This is a genomic window from Acidobacteriota bacterium, assembly GCA_038040445.1.
GTDB classification, from domain to species: domain Bacteria; phylum Acidobacteriota; class Blastocatellia; order UBA7656; family UBA7656; genus Onstottus_A; species Onstottus_A frigus.
The window spans coordinates 106,955-127,992 of record JBBPIG010000013.1 but is presented as its reverse complement, the minus strand read 5'-3'; the positions used below and the strand labels follow the sequence as shown (position 1 = coordinate 127,992).

The 21,038-nt window shown below is 56.5% G+C and carries 23 protein-coding genes; 8 read left to right on the top strand and 15 right to left on the bottom strand.

Features of this window, described 5'->3' with window-relative positions:
* Positions 1 to 362 (top strand): hypothetical protein (locus AABO57_15600; GenBank protein MEK6287165.1); only part of this gene is annotated, 362 nt, incomplete at its 5' end.
* Positions 363 to 494: 132 nt separating this feature from the next.
* Here AABO57_15600 and AABO57_15595 read toward each other — a convergent pair.
* The gene (locus AABO57_15595; protein MEK6287164.1) at positions 495 to 1,031 is read right to left on the bottom strand and encodes a hypothetical protein; all 537 of its coding nucleotides are present in this window, start codon (positions 1,029 to 1,031) and stop codon (positions 495 to 497) included.
* A 208-nt stretch (positions 1,032 to 1,239) separates the two neighbouring features.
* Between AABO57_15595 and AABO57_15590 the strand changes: the two genes are divergently transcribed.
* Positions 1,240 to 1,812 (top strand): sigma-70 family RNA polymerase sigma factor, encoded by a 573-nt coding sequence (locus AABO57_15590; GenBank protein MEK6287163.1) that lies wholly within the window; start codon positions 1,240 to 1,242, stop codon positions 1,810 to 1,812.
* Positions 1,809 to 2,027 carry a hypothetical protein gene (locus tag AABO57_15585; protein ID MEK6287162.1) on the top strand — a complete coding sequence of 73 codons (219 nt, stop codon included), beginning with the start codon at positions 1,809 to 1,811 and terminating at the stop codon, positions 2,025 to 2,027. The genes AABO57_15590 and AABO57_15585 overlap by 4 nt, the downstream gene beginning before the upstream one ends.
* A 154-nt stretch (positions 2,028 to 2,181) precedes the next feature.
* Here AABO57_15585 and dtd read toward each other — a convergent pair whose 3' ends face one another.
* From dtd to AABO57_15570, 3 genes are all read right to left on the bottom strand, one after another.
* Positions 2,182 to 2,631, bottom strand: a complete 450-nt coding sequence (gene dtd / locus AABO57_15580) for a D-aminoacyl-tRNA deacylase (protein MEK6287161.1) — start codon at positions 2,629 to 2,631, stop codon at positions 2,182 to 2,184.
* Between the two features lie 75 nt (positions 2,632 to 2,706).
* Entirely contained in the window at positions 2,707 to 3,030 is a 324-nt protein-coding gene (locus AABO57_15575; GenBank protein MEK6287160.1) for a GYD domain-containing protein, read from the bottom strand.
* Positions 3,031 to 3,300: 270 nt separating this feature from the next.
* Entirely contained in the window at positions 3,301 to 4,581 is a 1,281-nt protein-coding gene (locus tag AABO57_15570) for a nucleoside transporter C-terminal domain-containing protein (GenBank protein ID MEK6287159.1), read from the bottom strand.
* A gap of 279 nt (positions 4,582 to 4,860) precedes the next feature.
* Here AABO57_15570 and AABO57_15565 point away from each other — a divergent pair, with 279 nt between their 5' ends.
* The gene (locus AABO57_15565; GenBank protein ID MEK6287158.1) at positions 4,861 to 5,757 is read left to right on the top strand and encodes an alpha/beta hydrolase; all 897 of its coding nucleotides are present in this window, start codon (positions 4,861 to 4,863) and stop codon (positions 5,755 to 5,757) included.
* Between the two features lie 77 nt (positions 5,758 to 5,834).
* On the opposite strand, the gene AABO57_15560 is transcribed toward AABO57_15565, so the two are convergent.
* On the bottom strand, positions 5,835 to 6,050 hold the full coding sequence (locus AABO57_15560; protein MEK6287157.1) for a hypothetical protein: 216 nt from the start codon (positions 6,048 to 6,050) through the stop codon (positions 5,835 to 5,837).
* Between the two features lie 40 nt (positions 6,051 to 6,090).
* On the opposite strand from AABO57_15560, the gene AABO57_15555 reads away from it, so the two are divergent.
* Positions 6,091 to 6,318, top strand: a complete 228-nt coding sequence (locus AABO57_15555; GenBank protein ID MEK6287156.1) for a hypothetical protein — start codon at positions 6,091 to 6,093, stop codon at positions 6,316 to 6,318.
* A gap of 704 nt (positions 6,319 to 7,022) precedes the next feature.
* Positions 7,023 to 7,313, top strand: coding sequence for a hypothetical protein (locus AABO57_15550; protein ID MEK6287155.1), 291 nt, complete (start codon positions 7,023 to 7,025; stop codon positions 7,311 to 7,313).
* An 86-nt stretch (positions 7,314 to 7,399) separates the two neighbouring features.
* Here AABO57_15550 and carB read toward each other — a convergent pair whose 3' ends face one another.
* The 9 genes from carB to AABO57_15505 form a co-directional block, all read right to left on the bottom strand.
* A complete protein-coding gene (carB, locus tag AABO57_15545) occupies positions 7,400 to 10,612 on the bottom strand; it encodes a carbamoyl-phosphate synthase large subunit (protein ID MEK6287154.1) in 3,213 nt (1,070 codons plus the stop codon).
* Between the two features lie 10 nt (positions 10,613 to 10,622).
* Positions 10,623 to 11,066 (bottom strand): hypothetical protein, encoded by a 444-nt coding sequence (locus AABO57_15540; GenBank protein ID MEK6287153.1) that lies wholly within the window; start codon positions 11,064 to 11,066, stop codon positions 10,623 to 10,625.
* The gene (locus AABO57_15535) at positions 11,050 to 11,337 is read right to left on the bottom strand and encodes a hypothetical protein (GenBank protein ID MEK6287152.1); all 288 of its coding nucleotides are present in this window, start codon (positions 11,335 to 11,337) and stop codon (positions 11,050 to 11,052) included. The genes AABO57_15540 and AABO57_15535 overlap by 17 nt, the downstream gene beginning before the upstream one ends.
* 66 nt (positions 11,338 to 11,403) lie before the next feature.
* Complete coding sequence (locus AABO57_15530; GenBank protein ID MEK6287151.1) at positions 11,404 to 11,823, bottom strand: nucleotidyltransferase domain-containing protein; 420 nt, start codon at positions 11,821 to 11,823, stop codon at positions 11,404 to 11,406.
* Positions 11,820 to 12,107, bottom strand: coding sequence for a hypothetical protein (locus tag AABO57_15525; protein ID MEK6287150.1), 288 nt, complete (start codon positions 12,105 to 12,107; stop codon positions 11,820 to 11,822). Before AABO57_15525 ends, AABO57_15530 begins: the two co-directional genes overlap by 4 nt.
* Before the next feature lie 110 nt (positions 12,108 to 12,217).
* Positions 12,218 to 12,772 (bottom strand): zinc ribbon domain-containing protein, encoded by a 555-nt coding sequence (locus tag AABO57_15520; GenBank protein ID MEK6287149.1) that lies wholly within the window; start codon positions 12,770 to 12,772, stop codon positions 12,218 to 12,220.
* Positions 12,773 to 13,146: 374 nt separating this feature from the next.
* Positions 13,147 to 13,677 (bottom strand): zinc-ribbon domain-containing protein, encoded by a 531-nt coding sequence (locus tag AABO57_15515; GenBank protein ID MEK6287148.1) that lies wholly within the window; start codon positions 13,675 to 13,677, stop codon positions 13,147 to 13,149.
* Positions 13,678 to 13,687: 10 nt separating this feature from the next.
* Positions 13,688 to 14,233 carry a zinc ribbon domain-containing protein gene (locus AABO57_15510; GenBank protein ID MEK6287147.1) on the bottom strand — a complete coding sequence of 182 codons (546 nt, stop codon included), beginning with the start codon at positions 14,231 to 14,233 and terminating at the stop codon, positions 13,688 to 13,690.
* Positions 14,234 to 14,378: 145 nt separating this feature from the next.
* A complete protein-coding gene (locus AABO57_15505; GenBank protein MEK6287146.1) occupies positions 14,379 to 15,455 on the bottom strand; it encodes an ABC transporter permease in 1,077 nt (358 codons plus the stop codon).
* A 197-nt stretch (positions 15,456 to 15,652) separates the two neighbouring features.
* On the opposite strand from AABO57_15505, the gene AABO57_15500 reads away from it, so the two are divergent.
* Positions 15,653 to 18,199, top strand: a complete 2,547-nt coding sequence (locus tag AABO57_15500) for an AMP-binding protein (protein MEK6287145.1) — start codon at positions 15,653 to 15,655, stop codon at positions 18,197 to 18,199.
* An 869-nt stretch (positions 18,200 to 19,068) separates the two neighbouring features.
* The gene (locus tag AABO57_15495; protein ID MEK6287144.1) at positions 19,069 to 19,635 is read left to right on the top strand and encodes a hypothetical protein; all 567 of its coding nucleotides are present in this window, start codon (positions 19,069 to 19,071) and stop codon (positions 19,633 to 19,635) included.
* Between the two features lie 193 nt (positions 19,636 to 19,828).
* On the opposite strand, the gene AABO57_15490 is transcribed toward AABO57_15495, so the two are convergent.
* A complete protein-coding gene (locus AABO57_15490) occupies positions 19,829 to 20,485 on the bottom strand; it encodes a peroxiredoxin (protein MEK6287143.1) in 657 nt (218 codons plus the stop codon).
* Between the last annotated feature and the right edge of the window lie 553 nt (positions 20,486 to 21,038).

Here is a 21,038-nt window from a genome sequence, read left to right as displayed (position 1 = left end):
CAAAGGTTGAGGCTCTCGATGCAAAGGTTGAGGCTCTCGATGCAAAGGTTGAGGCCAGGCTGCGCGATACCACCCCGATGTGGGAAGTGGTGGTTTCTCGGCTCGACACAATAGTAGCCGAGCAAGAGAATCACGGAAGGCGTCTTGATGCGATAGAAGTGCGTCTCGATGCGGTGGAGGGTCGTCTCAATGCGATAGAGGGCAAGCTTGGACGACTCGATGTGATCGAAGGCGAGATTAGACAGTTACGCGGGCGGAACGAGCGGATGATAGGGGAGCTGAGCCGCGACGTTGTTGAAGTGCGAGCCGGTCAGCACGATCACGAAGTCCGGCTTGAGAAACTCGAAAAGACACCAGCTTGAGTTCAATCTCCAACCCTCTACGGGAATGCCTTTAGCCAAGTGCTCCAACAAAGCCCCGGGTGCCGCAAGCATCCGGGGCCTTCACTTTGTTCTCACCTCTACCAGCGAAGCGCACCCGAACCTTCTAGTGACCTATGGTGTTTGGGCTATGACCGCCCGATCGTGATTCCACTTTGCTGATTCGAGCCAATCAAGCCCTTGGTGCACCATGCTGATCTTCTTGGTGTCGGGGTCATATACGTACATCCCTCGGCTGGTTATGGTGTAGACTGCAATGCGAGACTTGTCGGCTATTTGCCTGTCTTCTCTTTGAGGCTCCGCATCGCATTCGTTGGGGTGGGTGTGGACTACTGCGATTGCGGCTGGGTCCCATTTAAATGTGACCTGCTTGTATTCGTTAGACGGGCGCAGTGACTTTGCCACTAGAGAGCCATCGATGTTCTGATAGAGCAGCACTACGACTTCTGTTTTGGATCTACCTGCGCCAGCGGCACGCCAAGCCTTCCCAAACTCCTCTATCACCGCGTCATTGATTTTGAGGCCAGTCTTTTCCCCGTAAAACTCGCTTTTCGTCCGTGCGAGCGAGGAGACCCAAGGCCATATGAACGTTAGCGCGAAAAAAGCGGATAGGAGGGTAGAGACTGTCGAGTGCCGGTGGCTGGTTTCCATAAAGCGATCCCGTTTGCGAAGCTCTCGGCTCGGCCGTGGCTTCGTTGAACTGGAGGGCAATCTCTTTCTGCCCTCGCCTACTAGGTCGGGAATCGCATCTGAGAACTATCATTGGCCGGTCAGCTCCTTTACGAATGCCAAATGGCAAATGCAGGGCGTGCTATACTCACGTCGCCTGGGTTCAATCTCACACTGCAATGAGGGCCTCATGACTCCCTCACCCGGAACGATAAGTAGGCTTTTGCTGGATTGGCGCGATGGTGATAAGACTGCGCTCGATAAACTGGTCCCTCTGGTATATCGGGAGCTGCGCCGGTTAGCTGGCTATTACATGCGCCGTCAGCGCGCCGACCATACTCTACAAACGTCAGCATTGATCAACGAGGCTTATCTGAGGCTGATCGATCACAAGAACATGCGATGGGAGAATCGAGCTCACTTCTACGCGGTAGCCGCGCAGGCGATGCGCCGAATCCTGGTAGACCACGCTCGAAGCCGCGGCTATGCAAAGCGAGGAGGGGGCGCGCTCAAGGTATCGTTTGATGAAGCGGTCATCGGCGCCGAAGAGCGAGCGGCGGAACTGATCGCGCTTGACGATGCGTTGAAAGATCTGGCGGAAATCGACCCGCGAAAGTCTCAGGTAGTTGAGTTGAGGTACTTCGGCGGGCTCAGCGTAGATGAGACAGCAGAGGTCGTAGGAGTATCGCCTGCGACTGTAATGCGCGAATGGCGAAGCGCTAAAGGCTGGCTGCTGAAAGCGATCAGCAAGGGAGAGCAATGACTCCCGAACGATGGAAGCAGATCGATGAACTGGCCCAGGCCGCGCTCGAACGCGGAGTCGCTGAACGTGCAGGCTTTCTCGATGAAGCGTGCGCGGGCGATGAAGTGCTGCGGCGTGAAGTTGAATCACAGATTGCTTATTGGCCGGGAGCCGCAAAGCTTATCAGGACTTCCTCGCAATATGGAAAGATGCGGATGCTGATTTGCCGATCTTGATTGAAGCGAAGAAAGAGTATGCGGGTCTGAAATAGACTGCTTGAGCCAAGCCAGAAGCAGCCGTTGCATCTCACTGTCCAAACATACGCGCAACGCATACGGCCGGTGAAGAGGGCAACCATTCGAGTGATGCCGAACTGCCGGCCCTTCAGCTTCAAAACAGCTTTCGACTATCCAGCAACATGGTCACTGGCCCATCGTTGACCAGACTCACCTTCATGGTTGCTTGCAAGACGCCGGTCTCGACTTTTACACCGAATGATCGCACTCGCTCGACGAAGTATTCGTAAAGCTCGTTTGCCTTCTCGGGTTCTGCTGCGTCTGAGTAAGAGGGGCGACGGCCGCGGCGCACGTCGCCGTAAAGCGTGAACTGCGAAACCACCAGCATCGCTCCGGCCGTTTCCAAAAGCGACCGGTTCATCTTCCCTTCGTCATCGTCGAATACGCGAAGGTTGACGATCTTTTCCGCGAGATAATCGGCATCCGTGTTCGCATCATCGCCGGCGATACCCAACAATACGAGAAACCCCGCGCCGATTTCGCCGACAATTTCGCCGCCGACTTCGACGCGGGCGTCAGTTACTCGCTGCACGACTGCGCGCATGGATGCCAGTCTTGCACTGTGGATATGCGGAGTGCAAGATCGCGCTGATTCGAACGAGGAAACTCGGTTAGCGCCTTACGACTTGATCTGGCCGAATCGCTCGGTCATCGCGGGTGACTTCAACAGCGATACAAACTTATCGATCGGGAGGGCTTCCAAGGTTTCAGTGACAACCAGCCCCCTGGCCGCCGCCGACAACAGCGACTTTCCTATTCCCGTCCCGTCGGGGTACTCGGTGATCCAGAGAAAATCGTAGTGACCCTGAAGGGCATAGGCGCCGAGTATCTTGCCGCCATCGCGAGCGATCCATCCGGCCGCTTCTTCGACGGCGTTTCCAAAGTCCTTGATTTCCTTGGCGCCCTGCGCCGTGTTTTTGAGAAGTGTCACATAGATAGGCATATTCGTTCTCCTTTTTAGTAGTTCGTAGTTCGGCCTTCAGGCGGAAGTTCAGAGTTCAAGCTTTAGCTTGGGTGATTCGATCGGGTAAAGCACTAGGAGCAAGCTAAAGCTTGAACTCTGAACCTCCGCCTCAAGGCGTGACTACGAACTGCGGTTCGAGAATGGATTCGCTCGCATTGCACTCGCCTGCAAGTTTACATCACTCAGCCGCGCAGGACGTTGCGCCGAATTGAATCGGAAAACGACCGAAGCGTTTCTCACTCCGGTCCTTCATCTGAGCAGCAAGACGCCCTCGCCGTTGCTAAAGATCCCTGCGACGCACCCCGTCATCAACGTGGCTAACGTCGCCGCCACCAACGCGCGCCATCCAAGCGCGGCAAGATCGTCGCGACGCTTGGGGCAAAGCGCCGCCGTGCCGCCTACGAAGATCGCAACCGACGCCACGTGCGCGAACCCGCATAGCGCATAACTCAGGATCACCACCGTGCGCCCGTCGCTGACCTGTCCGTTCGAGATAACTTGAGCGAGATCGTTGTAAGAAACAACCTCGGTCAGGATCACGCGCTCTCCCAACAACCGCGCCGCCATAGGAACGTCACTCGGCTGAATTCCAAGCAGGTAGGCAAACGGCCTAAAGACCCAGCTCAAGATTCTTACCAGCGAGAGCGGCTCGGTCATTCCAAACCACGAGCTCCCGAGCCCGAGCATCTTGTCGCCAAGCGCTACGAGCCCCAGAATCGCAATCAACAGCGCGGAGATTCCCGCTGCGAGCTTCAAGCCGTCCATCGAGCCCGCGATGATCGCGCTCATCAGATTGCGCGCACGCGTGGACTCGTCTTCCGGCGGAACTCCAAGCGCGGTCTCAGGCGTTTCAGTCTCGGGAACGAGCAGCTTGCAGACGACGATCGCCGCCGGAATCGCCAGCACCGAAGCCGACAGCAGATGGCCGGCTATCTGCGGGAACACGCCGGTCAGGAACGCCACGTAGATTCCAAGCGTGCTCGACGCGACCGTGGCCATCCCCGTAGTCAACACTGTCAGCAGCTCTGACCGCGTCATCTTGTCGAGATAGGGCCTGATCACCAGCGCCGATTCGACGCCCACGAAGATGTTCGCTGCACCGCACAAGGATTCCGCCCCGCTGATTGCCATCGTGCGGTGAAAGACTTTTGCGAACAGACGCACTACCCACTGGAGCAACCGCAGGTGATATAGAAGCGCGGTGAACGCTGCGAAGAAGATCGCGACGGGCAGGACTTGAAATATCAGAATGAAGCCGATCGATCCCGGCGCATCGGGGCTTGCAAGAGGCCCAAACAAGAAAGCCGTGCCGGCTTTCGAGGCGTCGAGCAAAGCTAAAACACCGGCGTTCAGCCACAAAAACGGGCGGTGTGAACCTGGAACGCGAAAGATCAGCAATCCAATCACAAGCTGCAACGCCATGCCCCACGCGACCGTTTTCCATGACACCTTTCGACGGTCAGTAGACAGCAACCAGGCGATTCCCGCAAAGATCAGGAGGCCTGCAGCCGAGATGAAGTGATATTTCATGCTTGCTCGCCTTCTGTGTTGAATTGGCGCGAGGCCGAAGATTACAAGATATCAACGCCGAAGGCCAACGGCTTACAGATTAATCGGCCGTTCGACAAATAGGCTCGGAAAAATTAAGGCGAGAGTCTTTGAAATGTCTTTGCACCCTCCAACACACAGTCAAGAAAGTACGGGCGCTCCAGCGCAAGACTGCTTCGCAAGCACAATCGGCGGAGTGGAGGTGTCCAACAAGGATGGGCTATGATATCGCAACGTGCGGATCTAGACGGAGACAAGTCCATGAGACTCACATTAGTCGCGGCGTGCCTGCTCACGATCCTAACCGTCCCGTTAGCCGGTACCCCCGCCAGTCCTCACAATGCTTTTCCCACTCAGAAATCTTCCGCGGGTAGTATGATTGACCTTGGTAGTCGCAAACTCTATATCAATTGTTCAGGAGAAGCGGTCATCGGCAGCCCGACTGTGGTTTTGGAAGCCGGGTTGAATGCCTCGTCGGAAACCTGGAGCAACATTCAACCTGAAATCGCCAAGTTCACACGAGTCTGTTCCTATGACCGAGCCGGAATGAGGAAGAGTGATCCGTCCCCGCAACAGCCCACGACAAGCTCGCAGATAGCTCGCGAATTGCACCTCCTGCTTTCTAAGTCAGGGGTGACCGGACGCCTCGTTTTGGTGGGTCATTCTCTTGGCGGACTCATCGTGCGAATGTATGCCAGCCTCTATCCAAAAGATGTAGCCGGCATAGTGCTCGTCGATTCGGTTCACGAGGAAGAGACCGCTAGGTGGCTCGCGATGTTACCAGCGGAGACTCGAAAAGAAATGGAGGCTCGCGGAGGTAAAAGACTACTGGGAGTTACGCAAATCGACTTGGAGAAGAGCAACGCTGAGATGCAAGCCGCGAATTGGCGCACCAGGGTGCCGCTCGTCGTGTTGTCGCGCGGAAAGACATCCTACAATCCGGACGATTACCCGCCTCAGTTGCGTTCGCTGGCGCCGAAGGGAGAAGAGCTGCGGATCAAGCTGCAAGAGGACCTCGCGCGACGCTCAAGCCGAAGCAAGCATATCTTTGCCGAGAAGAGCGGCCACCTGATTCATCGCGATCAGCCTGAGTTGGTCATCGATTCCATTCGGCAGGTCGTCGAGGCGGCGAGACTGAAGAACCCTAAGAGCTCTTAAAATGCCCCAAGCGGCTTCTCAAGCTGACTCAAAGAGAGAACTGACATAATCAAGCCCGTATGCGGGAGTTGAAAACACTATGCGAAGGCTGGGATAAAGCCGCGCGAGAAGAACGCCGTTCTGCCGAGCAGCTCACAATCGAGCAGAGCGTCAGCATCTACCTTTCGCTCTGCCGAGATATGGCGCCTCAGATGGAAGAAACCGAAGAGGCTTTCCGTCGTGATCGCGAAGCTTATGTGACCGAGCTTCAGGCGCGGCTGCGCCGGCTTAATGCTTTCTACCGGCAACAACATGGAAACCTATCCGAACCTGGTTATGAGGTACTAGACTCTCATGGCAGTGCAAACTATTCCCGAACAGGTCTTAGCGAAACACCCAGAGATGGAGCAGGTCTTCGAAGCCCTCCTGGCCTTTAGCGAGGGCGTTGAGGTGAAAGCGCGCTGCCCGAAGTGCAATCATCTGCTCGTCGTCACTGACTTGCCCGAGGCGGGCTCGCGGTGGGTAACTTGTGACTCTGGCTGCACCAGCTACCACGAAAAGTACAAGCCTAGTGCCCCATAGCCCGCGTATCTTCCCGGTGCCAGTCTCAACCGGGAGAGTCACGCACTTGCCAGGAACTCCTTTTGATCTGGTTGGCGTCCGACACGGATGAATGGGTGAACCGAATCACGCATCTGCCTTTCTGGAAAGCTCCGTAGCCCAGTGCGCTGGGCGGCCTGTTGCAAGCTTGGCACCCAACCTGCGGCCGGACGTCTCCACTTGCGGAACGCATGTAACGAACTGTACGCTTTGAACCCGGGATATGGAGGATTGGGGCTTGAGGCGTAAGGAGCTAGACGACCTTCGAGGAGGGAGACATTGAGCGAAACACCGTTGAAGTTAGACCAAGCCAATTTCCTGCAGCGGTACTCGTTTACCAAGGAAGAATTTGATCAAACCGGCCTCAGCTGGGACGACCTGGAAAGAATTTATAGTCTCCACGTAAGCTCGGGTAGCGAATTGCAAGCAACCGGTGATTACATCGTAAGCCGACTCTCGACACTGCCGGCTGTTCACTCGCTTAAACTTCGTCTTAAACACCCCGAACACCTCGTCGAGAAGATCATTCGAAACGAGAAGATCATTCGAAAGAAGCTAGAGAGACCGAAATCGAAAACTACGGCATCAAACTATCGGAAGCGTATCACGGATCTTGTAGGTATATTGCTGAACAAACTACGCATTTGGCCGAAACGTGGTCTCAGCTTAGGGGCAAGGAGTCGGAATTGAAGAAAGCTATCTCGCAACTGAACATCAGCAAAGCAGAAAAGAAGAAGCTTGAGAGTCAAGTCTCAGAATTGCGCAAATCATCGGAAAGGAGTGATGTGCCATTCTTTGGAAGTCAACCAATCTCGTTGTTGCAGAATGAGCCGAGATCGCTTATTTTTCCGGGCTCATTCCCTGCGGCATGGTCGCCGGGACTGATTGTTGGCGGCTCAAGTGCGGTAGTATCTTCATGGATGTTTCCACGCTCGCGGCAAATGACAAGTGTCTTATGTGTCGTGCGACAACTGTGACCGAATTGGAAGGGATGCAGTTTAAGCTTTGAGACCTGCTCGGTAGTAACGCTAGACTCCAATGCGGTGGCCTCGCTGAATAATCTCTACTTGCTCGCGGCTTGAGCGTGGTAATCCTGGAGACTCCTCACCTGAAGCTCTTCTTCCCGCAGCGCACGAATCGCTGCCACAGTCGCGACTGCGCCGGTCATCGTCGTCACGCACGGCACCGAATACTGAATAGCCGCGCGGCGGATCGAGCGCTCGTCATAAAACGAAGTTCGACCGAGCGGGGTGTTGATGATCAAATGAACCTGTTTGCTCTTCACAAGGTCGGCGATGTTGGGACGGCCTTCGGTTACCTTGTAGACGAATCCGCACGGCAAGCCTTCCGCTTCAAGTCTCTTCTGCGTGCCGCGTGTGGCAACCAGCTTGAAACCCATCTCGTGAAGCTCCTGCGCAAGCTCAAGAACGATACGTTTGTCGTGATCGTTCACGCTGATGAACACCGTTCCTTCTCGCGGAAGGTTCGTGCCAGCGCCCTGCTGAGCTTTCAAGTAAGCGCTGCCGAAGCCTTCTGCTACTCCCATCACTTCGCCGGTTGAGCGCATCTCAGGGCCGAGAATCGGATCGACGCCTGGGAATTTCGCGAAAGGGAAGACCGGCGATTTGATGTAGAAGCGATCCACCGCAAGCTCATCGGGAAGGTTGAACTCTGAAAGCTTCCTCCCAACCATCAGCCGAGCTGCAACCTTCGCGAGCGGGACGCCCGTGGCTTTTGATACGAACGGCACAGTCCGCGACGCCCGCGGGTTCACCTCCAGCACGTAAACCTTGTCGCGCCAGATCGCGAATTGTATGTTCATCAGCCCGATCACGTTCAAGGCACGAGCAAGCTCCCGCGTATAACGACGCATCGCGTCAAGGTGCTCGAGCTTGATTCCCCAGGGTGGAAGAACGCACGACGAATCGCCTGAGTGAATGCCGGCTTCTTCGATGTGCTGTTGAATGCCCGCGATGACGACTCGCTCGCCGTCGGCCAGGGCATCGACGTCGATCTCGACCGCGTCTTCGAGGAATGAATCGATCAGCACCGGGTGCTCCGGCGAAGCTTCGACGGCGAAAGTCATGTAGTTGTCGAGGGTCGCTTCATCGTAGACGATCTGCATCGCGCGCCCGCCAAGCACATAACTCGGCCGCACAAGCACGGGATAACCGATCTCGACCGCCGCGTCGCGAGCTTCTTCATTCGACGTCGCGGTTCCATTGGGCGGCTGTGGAATGCCAAGCTCGACTAGCAGGCTGCCGAATCGCTTTCGGTCTTCAGCAAGGTCGATCGACTCAGGCGACGTGCCGATGATTGGGACACCCGCTTCGAGTAAACTCATCGCGAGATTCAACGGCGTCTGCCCGCCAAACTGAACGATGACTCCATCGGGTCGCTCGCGCTCGACTATTTCCATCACGTCTTCGAAGGTAACCGGTTCGAAGTACAGGCGGTCGGAAGTGTCATAGTCGGTCGAGACCGTCTCGGGGTTGCAGTTGACCATGATCGACTCGTAGCCTTCTTCCTTCAGCGCGAACGCCGCGTGGCAGCAGCAATAATCAAACTCGATGCCTTGCCCGATGCGGTTAGGTCCCGAACCCAGAATCATCACCTTCTTGTTCGAAGTCGGGTCGGCTTCATCTTCGTCTTCATAGGTCGAGTACAAATAAGGAGTGAAGGACTCGAACTCCGCGCCGCAGGTGTCGACTCGTTTGAAGACGGGCCGGATTCCCATTTCGATCCGCGTGCGGCGAACGCGGTCTTCGGTCGTTCCGAGCACGGTCGCTAGCCGTTGATCGGAGAAGCCCATTCGCTTGGCCTCGCGCAGGTCGCCTGGCGAGATTGTCTCGATCCGCTCGCGCCGAAGCTCGCGTTCGCGCTCGACGATCTGAGAAAGGTTGTCGAGAAACCACGGATCGATCTTTGTCAGATCGTGAAGCTCCTCAGTCGAATAGCCCAAGGTCAGAGCGTGCATCACGAAGTAGACGCGCTCCGCGGACGGCACCACCAACCTGCGCCTCAGCTCCGTATCGTCAAGATCGGAAGGCACCCGGAACGCGCTGCGAACTTCGAGAGAGCGCAGCCCTTTTTGAAAGGCTTCCTTGAAGGTGCGGCCTATAGCCATCGCTTCGCCGACCGACTTCATTTGAGTGCCCAGCGTAGGGTCGCTCGAGGGGAACTTTTCGAAAGCCCACTTGGGTATTTTGACGACGCAATAGTCGATGGTCGGCTCGAAGCTGGCGGGCGTCTTGCGAGTGATGTCGTTGGGTATCTCGTCGAGCGTGTAGCCGACGGCGAGCTTCGCCGCGATCTTGGCGATAGGGAAACCGGTTGCCTTCGATGCCAGAGCAGAAGAGCGCGACACACGCGGGTTCATCTCGATGATCATCAAGCGGCCGTCTTGCGGATTGAGCGCAAACTGAATGTTCGAGCCGCCGGTTTCGACTCCGACCTTTCGGATGACGCGAATCGCGGCGTCGCGCATCACCTGATACTCGCGGTCGGTCAGCGTCTGCGCGGGCGCAACGGTGATCGAATCGCCGGTGTGAATTCCCATCGCGTCGAAGTTCTCAATCGAGCAAATGATGACGACGTTGTCGGCGAGGTCGCGCATCACTTCAAGCTCATACTCTTTCCAGCCGATGATCGACTGCTCGATCAAGGTCTCGTGCACCGGCGAAGAAGCGAGCGCTCGAGGAACGATGGCTTCGTATTCTTCGGCGTTGAATGCGATGCCGCCCCCCGTGCCGCCCAGCGTGAACGACGGGCGGATGATCGCCGGATAGCCGAGAGTCTTCGCGAGCTCGCGCGCCTCTGCGATTGATTTGACGTAACCGGAACGCGGCATTTCCAGCCCGATTTCCTCCATCGCACGTTTGAAGAGCAGGCGGTCCTCTGCAACTTTGATCGCTTCGAGTTTCGCGCCTATCAGCTCAACACCCAGGCGCTCGAGTGTTCCGTCTTCGGCGAGCGCGACCGCGATGTTAAGCGCGGTTTGTCCGCCGACCGTCGGCAGCAGCGCATCGGGTCGCTCGCGTTCGATCACCGCACGCACCGCCTCGAGCGTGAGCGGCTCAACGTAAGTGCGATCGGCAATCTCCGGATCGGTCATGATCGTCGCGGGGTTCGAGTTGATCAGGACGACCTCAAACCCTTCGCTACGAAGCGCCTTGCAAGCTTGCGTGCCGGAGTAGTCGAATTCGCAGGCCTGTCCGATGACGATGGGGCCCGAGCCTACGATCAAGATCTTGTGAATGTCGGTGCGTTTTGGCATCTGATGGTTGTCAGGATGGTCTCTTGATCTCGTAGTAATGCGGGAGCGCGAGCAAAACGACCGCGCGATTGGGATAATCGTAAATGACGGCGAAATTGTTGGTCACATCGCGGCCCAGCACTGACAACTCAGCGCTTTCACCTTCTGTAAACACACCGAACTGGCCGCGCACGGTTGCGACTCTCCCGTCGTCGCGGATGAAACCGATTGCTGTCTCGATTGTGATTGAAGAGACGCTACCGCCCACACCGGCGAGACGAATCTGGTCGACCTCGGTGTTTTGAAGAGGCACTAGCAAGTCAAGGAAGTCTGCGCTGAAGACCGTGCGATCAGCTCCAGCATCAAGGAGAAAGGGAACGTCAACCATCTGGCCATCAGAAGTACGCACCACGCCCGCAAGGGTCGGTCTTATGACGCCATCCTCGCAAATCAACCACTCACCGATGACAAGCATAGATTCGGCTCAGTTTTTCACGTTGAATGTATCGCACGTGCGCGAGATCATCGGGATGGTTTTCGAGAGCAAGCCGTCTAACCTCTTTGGCGGTATCCGCGACAAACAATTCCCCGCCAGCCGCGGCGACGTAACGGCCGCGATACCGCTTGTAGACCTCAAGCTCCTCAACGTGCTCGTTGAACCATAATCGGTTGCGCTTCGCGTTCTCAAACGCCCGTGCCAATTCGGGCGTCAGCGGGTCGTCTTCGATGACAAGTTGCTTACTCATAGCACGATGATACGTAGTCGTCGCTAGCGGGGTCAATCCGTTTTCCCGCGGGCCTTGTCGACCCATTCAAGCGTGATGGGCTTCATAAAGCACCTTGCCCTGCTTCGTGATTTCGCTGATAAAAAAGTCATCCATTGCCAAGCGTTCAGAAATCTGGTTCGGGCTTCGAACAAGAAGATCGAGGGCGAGCGGCGTATCGATCAGGCTCCGAATTCTCGCAGCTTGTTCACGTGAGCTTCCTTCAAATGGCATAACGACCAGAAGGTCCACGTCAGAGTCGGGCGACGGGTCACCATAGGCGTAAGAGCCAAAGAGGATGATTCTCTCAGGATGAAAACAGCGAACAATCTCATCGCATAGGCGCTGGATTTGTTCCGCAGTAGCCTTAGTCAGTTCTTCTGTCGCACTCATAGCTGGGTGGTCTTTTGCGAAGCAAGCGCTGCCTCGGTAAGCAGTGATATTAACGGCTGGATTAACGAGTTTCAATCTGAGAGAGGGCGCCTGCAGAGATGCGGCTCAGCTCTCGCGTTGAATGTGTGCGCCAGATCATCGGGATGGGTTTCGAGAGCCAGCCTTCTGACCTCTTTGGCGGTATCCGCGACAAACAGTTCCCCGCCAGCCGCGGCGACGTAACGGCCGCGATACCGCTTGTAGACCTCTAGTTCTTCGACGTGCGCGTCGAACCAGAGCAGGTTGCGCCTCGCGTTCTCAAACGCTCGCGCCAGCTCAGGAGTCAGCGGTTCGTCCTCGATGATCAGTGGCTTACTCATACCGGGATGATACGTAGTTGTTCGCGGCCGGGTCAATCTGATTTCCCGAAAGACTTCCTGCTAAGCACGACAGACCTTGCGAGACAACGATTGACTCTGATCCCGACGACTTACTCTGACTGCAACTCCGCGGATCGTTTAGGAGCCGGCCCTTCAAGCTGCCGGGTTGTGCCATCGGTGACGCTGCCGGGATCGATGGGATCAGTCGAGTAGCGCTCAACCAGGGTGGGAATTGACGTGATCCGCGAGGTGTCGAGTTTATCTCTCGAAGCGGCAGGTAATGAGTGGGTCGGTACGGCAATATTGAGCGCCTTCATCTCGCTGGTCGAGTCTATCCAGTGCTCGATTCCCCAGATGCCGGCGATTGCGCCGTAGATCGTCAGCCCAAGTCCGAGCAACGCGAACACCATCAAATGCTCGGGGAAGCCGGTCACGAACATCGCCGTTAAGAGCGCAAGGCCAAGGGGAAGCGTGATCGCTCCAATTAGAGAGGATCGGCGACTCGAATAGTAGTCCTTGAGCAGCTTCACCATCCGCTCGTCGAGCTGGGACGGAGTTGCGGACTTACCGCTGAGTGCTTCCGAGACTAGGTTGAGATTCGTTCCGCATCTCGTGCAGAACTTTATCTCCGCCTGGTTGTTTGAGCCGCAGTTTGGGCAGTACATATCAAGCTCCGATGTGAACCTCGAACCCGTGCCGCGTGAAGGAGGAGTATCCGCGCAAATCGGCCGAATCAGTTTCCATCCGTGGTCTATGCGGCGCTGGCAATGCAATTCTTAAGAACTCATAGACCACCGATGACAGGTAGTGTCCTAATCTTGTGTTGGTCGACTAGGACACTATCCGGCGAGCGCGTATTTGGACTGCGGTGGCGTCTTTGCGTTGACACCGCTTTCTGTCGTTTCGTGGGCGATAACCAAAAGCGGCGGCAACGCACAAAGGCCGCCGCAGTCCAAATATTCCGTCGCCCGTCATCGGTCGTACGCCAGGGCACCTACAAATATCAACACAAGATTAGGACACTACCCGATGACACAAGTCACTTGTAATCGCGCTCCTCGAGCAGGTGCGTCGTCTTTTCAGTGACGCTGCCCGGAATCTTGATCGGGTCGGTCGTGAACCGCGGCGTGCTTATGCTCGCCTGCTCGGCCGCGAGTCGCAGTTGCTCCGGCGCTGCCGCCAACCTTTTTCCTTTGGGCGGCGAGATCCCAAGCGCTTTGATCTCGCTGCTCGAGTCGTTCCACTTATGTAATCCCCACATCAGCGAGACTATCCCGTAAAGGAACAGGCAGCCTGCCAGTACCGCCAGCAGCATCAATTTCTCGGGGAAGCCAATCAAGAGGATAATCGTCAACTTGAACAGCGCGATCAACGATGCAACACCCCCGATGATCGTCATCCGCCGGCTGCGGTAGTAGTCCTTGAGCAGCTTCACCACCCGCTCGTCTGTTTCAAGCGCGCCCGTCTGGTTCCCGGCAAGCGCATCAGAGACGACGGCAAGGTTCGTACCGCATCGATTGCAGAACTTCACGTCCTCTTGATTGTTTGAGCCGCAGCTTGGACAGTACACGTTTGCCTCCTTATCTCGGTTCTTGCTCGTGTTCGGGCGGGCGCGTATATCTGCCTGCATCGAGTTGCCGAGTGGTCTGTTCGGTGACGCTGCCGGGACCGACAGGCCCGGTCGAGTAACCGCCAGGCGGCAATTCCGCTCGACCGGCCGGCGCACCTTGCTGCAAAGGCGCGCCTTGGAACTGGCTCTGGAAACCATATCCGAGCGATTTCATCTCAGTGCGAGAGGCGATCCATTTCCCCAACCCGCCCGCGAGCGCCGCCGCTCCCCAGAAGAACATCCAGCAAATGATGAAGAACGCTCCGATGGGCTTCATTCCCGCGAACGCCATGATCGCCATGATCAAAAGCCCGGCCGGAATGAGAACGGCGCCGGTGATTGTGTCGCGCCGGCCACGGTAATAGTCCTTCATCAACTTCGCCATACGTTCATCGGTCCCCAAATTCCCTGCAATCTTGCCGGTGAGCGCTTCGGACACGACTCCGAGGTTGGTCCCGCATCGCGTGCAGTACTTCACTTCAGCTTGATTGTTTGAGCCGCAACTCGGGCAATACATCGGGACTCCTTGACGTTCCAGGCGTGATATTACAGGACAGTAGGACTGCGTGCTAGGAGCGAAAAGAGCAGGAAGCGCAGGGTGAGCACGTCTCTGCGCGCGTGCTGTTCACATCGTCGCTTCCTGCGCGCAACGCTGAACGCCGTCATTCATAGGCGAGTGCCGTGACCGGGTCCAGGTTTGCTGCTCTAAGCGCCGGGTAAAGCGCGCCCAACCCTCCCGCCAGCAATCCTAGCGCGAGCGCATAGAACAACCACAGCGGCTCAAGCTCGACACTGAGCGGCGTCAGATGAGTGATGAAGTATTTGCCGGCGACCGCCACCAGCGAGCCTACCAGCACACCCAACGCGCTTATCAGCAGGGCCTCCTTTTCGATGTCGGCCGCGATCCACGCTTTTGAAGCGCCCAGGCTCTTGAGCACCCCGATTTGTCTCGTCCGCTCGGCTACCGTCGTGTACATCGTCAGCAGAATGACCAGCGAGCTAACCATGATGGACAGCGCGATCACTACCGTTAAGAACGTTTGAAGCGCCGGAATGCCTCGCCCAATCAGTATTGGCAGATCGCGAGTCAGCGTCACGCTGTGCTCCGGAAAGACCTCTTTGATCTGCGCAGCCACCTCTTCCTGCCTCGACGGATCGGCGAGCTTCACCAGCAACATCGAACATAGCTGACGATTCAAGAACTGTTGCATCGTCGTCAGCGGTACCTTTATTCGTGCGAGTGATTCGGGCTCAAATATGCCGACTATGCGAAAAGGGCGATTAAAAACGTCCATCTCGTCGCCCACCTTCAAATTTCGCTGCTCCTGCTGAATGCGATCGATGATAGCTTCGTCCCCGGATTGAAGAGGGCGTCCTTCCACTACCCGCAGTTCGGATACACGCGTGAACGAGTCGTAATCGATTCCGTCAATGACGTGGCCGCTTAGATACTGGCCGACCGGAACAACCGCGCTTACGCCGTCGATAGATCGGATCTCGCCTGCCAGGTTCAGGGGCAGCGACAGCGTTGGATTCAGACTCAGACCGAACGTCGAGCCCGGCGGCCCGAAAATGATTTCAGCCGTGACGGCGGCGTTGCGCCTGCCTTGATCGTGCAAGAAGCCGTGAGCAATCCCGACGGTGAGGACGACGAGGACTACGCCTAACGCCACTCCCGCCATCGTTGTCACCGTTCGGGTCTTACGGTAGAAAATGTTTGATAAGACTAAATTGTCCAAAGTGAAACTCCGATTTGAAAGACATCAATGGCCGCACCTGGAATTATAGCAAGCGCGGCGCCCAGGGCGGCACACAATCTGACGCGGCCGGGGCGCGCAAGGCACGGCTGGTTAAGCCTGTCAGGTGGAGCTTATGATAATCGTGGCCGCCGCTTTGAGGCCGTGACAGAGTAGCCGAACGCTCCTTCGGTCAGACCATGCGCAAGAACCTTCTGAGTCTTCTTGATGACTGCGAGAAGCACGGGTCACAAACAGCGCTCGCGCATCGCCGCGGGCTCAGAGTCTCGCGCTGGTCGTACGCCCGTTTGAGAACGACGGCGTTTCAATTCGCGCGTGAGCTTGAAACTCGGAACATATCAAAAGGCGACCGCGTGTTGTTCTGGGCGGAAAACTGCCCTGAGTGGGTGGCCGCTTTCTTCGGTTGTCTGCTGCGCGGTGTGATCGTTGTGCCGCTCGATTTTGAAGCCTCCGCCGAATTCGCAGATCGAGTCCAGGAGCAAGTAGGAGCAAAGCTGATTCTCTCAAGCGGCGTGCGACTGCGCGATTCGAAGATGAATTTGCCGGCCCTTTGGCTTGAAGAGCTGTCCGACGTTCTTGCACTTCATTCGGCTGAGCCTTATCCGCCGGTCGAAATCGTTGAAAGCGACATCGCCGAAATCATTTTTACTTCAGGGACGACCGCCGAGCCAAAGGGCGTCTGTCTCACCCATGGCAACCTGCTCGCTAATATCAACCCTCTGGAACCGGAAATTAAAAAATATCTGAAGTACGAACGTCTTGTTCATCCGGTGCGATTTCTTAACCTGCTTCCATTGAGTCATGTCTTCGGCCAGTTTATGGGTATCATTGTTCCGCAATTGCTCGCGGGCGAGATTGTTTTTCAAGACTCCCTGAATCCCTCTGAGATTATCGAGACCGTTAAGAAGCATCGCATCTCGGTTATCGTCAGCGTGCCGCGGGTGCTCGACACTCTGCGAAACAAGATCGAGCGGGACTACGAGGCGCGAGGCGAAGGCGAAGCGTTCAAGCGGAAACTCATCGCGGCTGAACACCAGCACTTCCTCAAACGATGGTGGACATTTCGCAGAGTTCATCGTCAGTTCGGTTGGAAGTTCTGGTCGTTGCTATCAGGCGGGGCCGCGTTGTCTCCTGAAACCGAAGCGTTCTGGCGAAGGCTGGGGTTCGCTGTTGTGCAGGGCTACGGGATGACCGAGGCCGCTGCGCTGATCACGGTCAATCATCCTTTCAATCTCAGCCGCAGGTCTATCGGCAAGACGCTTCCCGGACACGAAGTGAAGCTCGATGAGCGCGGCGAGATCCTGGTGCGCGGCCAAAACGTGTCGCCGGGCTACTGGGGCGGCGGGCTGCGGCCAATGACAAACGAAGAAGGTTGGCTGCGAACCGGCGACGTAGGGGAATTGGACGAACAAGGGAACCTCTATTTTAAGGGACGCAAGAAAGACGTGATCGTAACGTCGGCGGGCTTGAACATCTACCCCGACGATCTTGAGGCCGCGTTGAATGCGCAACCCGAGGTTCGAGATAGCGCGGTGGTCGAAAGCTACACTCCCCAGGGCCCCGAACCGTTTGCTGTGCTGCTGCTGAGAGACGAGCAAGCCGATGTAGCTTCGATCTTGAAGCGCGCTAACGAGACGCTCAGTCCTTATCAGCAGATGCGCCGTTGGATCATTTGGCCCGAAGAGGATTTTCCGCGAACCCCGACGCAGAAGATCCGCAAGCTTCTAGTGAAGGAGAAGGTAAATCAGAGGTCAGAGGCCAGAGATCAGAGGTCAGTAGACGGCGATGGGCAAGTCGCGCCGACATCGTTCATATTGAGCGCTGTTGCACGCGTCAGTGGCGAATCTCTGGCTACCGTCGATCAATCGGCGAATCTCGAGTCGGATCTGAAGCTCGATTCGCTCGGGCGAGTCGAGTTACTCGGCGCGCTCGAAGACCATTATCAGGTCGACATTGACGAAGCCGCTTTTACTGCTGCGACCACCATAGGCGATCTCGAGAGGATAATTCGCGAGGGCGCGCGCGAGACGGCGGTTCAGTACGAATACCCGGAGTGGACACAGCGCTTTCCCGCCACGTGGATTCGGTTCGCCGTTTTCCATCTCGTTATCCTGCCGCTCACGCGATTGATGAGTCGCGCGACGGTAATCGGAAAAGAGCGATTGAGAGGCGTTCAAGGCCCGGTGTTGTTTATAGCAAATCACATCACGATGGTGGACGCGGCAGTGATTCTTCTAGCGCTGCCGGCGAGGTTTCAAAGGAAGCTCGCCATTGCGATGGAAGGAGAAGTCCTGCGCGGCTGGCGTCATCCTCAGGCAGGCCCGGGCTGGTTCAGTCGGCTGATCTGGTTCGCGGCGTACGTGCTCGTAGTCTCGTTGTTCAACGTGTTTCCACTTCCGCAAAAGAGCGGTTTTCGCAGGAGCTTCGCATTTGCGGGCGAGACAATGGACCGCGGCTACAGCGTGCTGGTGTTTCCCGAAGGCGCGCGCACTCCGGACGGTCAGATGAAACCATTCATGGAAGGCATTGGCTTGCTTGCCAGGAAGCTGAACGTTCAGATCGTACCGGCGCGGATCGATGGCTTGTATGAGGTTAAGAAACGTGGGGAGCACTTCGCGCGCGGCGGCCGGATCAAAGTTACTATAGGCGAGGCGGTGAGCTTCTCTCCCAACGACGATCCTGCGATCATCGCGACTGAGTTGCAGAAACGCGTTGCCTCTTTGTGAACTTGTAGCCCGAGCAGCGCCTCGATCAGCGCCTCGATCAGCGCAAGGTCTCGCTGGAGGGCTGAGTTGGACGCTCGGGTTTTGTGTCGCGCCTTGAGGACGCGAACCGATTCTCGGCGGCTTGAGCCCGGCTCCTCGCCGGCTACTTCGAGCGGTGTTGCCAGCAGTAACCGCCGCTCTTAACTTTGCGCTGACATGGCTTGCCTGATTTCGTTCGTGCTCCGCAGATCGCATCCGCTCCGCTCGATGAGATGACCAGCCTTTCACGTTGCGTGCGAGCTTCGGTTGCGGCTGGTGAATGAGCTGAGGTGTGGTCTGTGGAAGGAGCAGTACGGCTTGCGCTCGACTCGACCGGAGTGCCGATGTAAAAGAAAGGCTCGCGCGCCGAGGCGTAATGACCGATGGCGAATCCGATTGCGGCACACAAGACGGGAGCCGCAATCAACATCAGGCGAGCGCGCCTGAAACGGGGAGAACAGCGAGAGCAGAACGAACGAAAGGGCAGGGAACTGACGCGCTTCACCCTCAGTTGCTCGCCGCATTCAGAGCAGAACCTTGCTGCCGCCATCGCTTGGACTCCTGCGAACAGCCGTCTTAACGCCGGCCTCTGGATTGTACATTCGGCTTCGGCAAAATCGTGCGCAGTATAGATCAAATCGAGCGGTCAGAGAAGCGAAACGAGCAAGAGTCGGGTGAGAGATGCACCCGGAAGCGGGGCCTTTCCCTTTTTCCCTTTGCCTTTTCTTTGTGATACCATAGGTTCGCTCTTGCATCACTTTGGTGGCTTCGCTAGTTGGACGCAATACCCAGATGTTTGGTCTGCACGGTCTGGAGCACCTCAATCATTTTCTTGAACAAAAGGATAATTAATGACGCAAGACAAGCAGCCGGAGAGCCGCGTCCTTCACGTTTTCAATAACATCATTGCCGACCAGCCCGAAGCTGCAACCCTTCCAAGCGAGGTACCATCACGCCGCTGGATGTACTGGCAGATGACCGTTGCCGTTACGAAAAAAGTCGCGCACGCGCCGTTTTCGATTCACACCTGGGGAGCCCTGCGCCGTACGATTTTGTCAAACCTGCTGCCCGACAACATTCTTTATCGCTATAAGGCGTATCAACGCGGCGAGTGCAATCGCTGCGGTCTCTGCTGCAAGATTCAATTCCAATGCCCGTTCTTTGTCGACGAAGGTCCTTTTAACACCCGATGCGCAATCTACACGACTCCGCACGCGCCTCAAGCCTGTTTGAAGTTCCCGCTCGATCCGATGGATTTGCGATTGCTCCAGCGCGAAGTCGGCAACGCTTGTACGTTTTACTACGAGGGCGCGCCTCAGACGCTGTCGATACTGGAGTTCGTGAAGCTCTACACGCAGGGTGTCCGCCAGCAACTCGCCAAGCGCAAATTGAAGGAAGCCCCTGAAGGCGGCGATTGATCCGCGAAGCTCGCTAATCCGCCGGCCAGCCAACAAATCCTTTTTATTTCTGAATCGACTCGCTGCGCATCTTTTGGCCGATAAGACCAAAGGCCCCGGCAGCCGCGATGAGACTGAGCGTTTACCTCAGATTCATTGCGACTACCGGGGCCCTGCGATGCCCTTGATGTCGTGACGACGTCCGGCGGAGTGATTAGTCGCCGCTTGCGCCCTTCTCCTTGCCGGGCTGCGGAACGATGCGCAGGTAAGGCTTCAGCGTCTTCCACCCTCCGGGGAATTTCTGCTTAGCGTCTTCGTCAGATACGGCCGGCACGATGATCACATCGTCGCCATCTTTCCAGTTCACTGGAGTCGCGACGCTATATTTCGCGGTGAGCTGTAGTGAGTCAATCACTCGCAGGATTTCGTCAAAGTTCCGCCCGGTGCTCGCCGGATATGTGATCATCAGCTTTATCTTCTTATCCGGGCCGATCACAAATACCGAACGCACTGTGAATGTCTCACTGGCGTTCGGGTGAATCATCTCGTACAGGTCGGAGACCTTGCGGTCGGCGTCGGCGATCACGGGGAAGTTCAGCTTCTGACCCTGAGTTTCTTCGATGTCGACCGCCCACTTCGTATGCGAGTGTGCGGGGTCGACGCTCAAGCCGATGATCTTACAGTTTCTTCTTTCGAACTCGGGTTTAAGTCGAGCAGCTTCTCCCAGCTCGGTGGTGCACACCGGGGTGAAGTCTTTCGGGTGAGAAAACAGAACCGCCCACTTGTCACCCATCCAGTCGTGGAACCGGATCGAGCCTTCGGTTGTTTCCGCGGTGAAGTCTGGTGCTTCGTCTCCTAATCTAATTGACATGATTTGTGCTCCTCTCTTTTTTGAATCAAATGCAATACCCTCGGCCCGTGCAAAGAGCAAAACCGATAGGTTATTGAATATATGCCGATGAGCACCAAAATTCAACTGATGGACAAGCCCTGGTGCGCGACGGGGTTTTGTGTGGAAGGCCAGGCGGTGACAATTTGTCAGTGAGCCAGGCTTAGTTGTGGAAGGCAATCCCAACGGGATTGAAGCCCGGAGCCCAAGGTTGCCGCACTCGGCTACCTGGCGACAGATGTACATAGCGGCCAACCCCAATCGGGGTTGCGGCCCAGACCGCTAGTTGTGGTTCTTCAGGAGCCAGCCGCTTGACACGTGACGCTAATATGGCGCTACGCAAAAAGACCTGAGGGAACCGATGAAAGTGCGAGCACAGTGTTTAAGACTGGCTCTGAAACATCGTGAATCTTGCCGGTGCGGGACGCAATCCCGTTGGGGTTGCGACTGGACCACCGCTGCTCCACCCAAGGTAGCCGAGTACAGCAACCTTGGGCTCTGGGCTGCAATCCCGTTGGGATTGCCTCAACGCTAT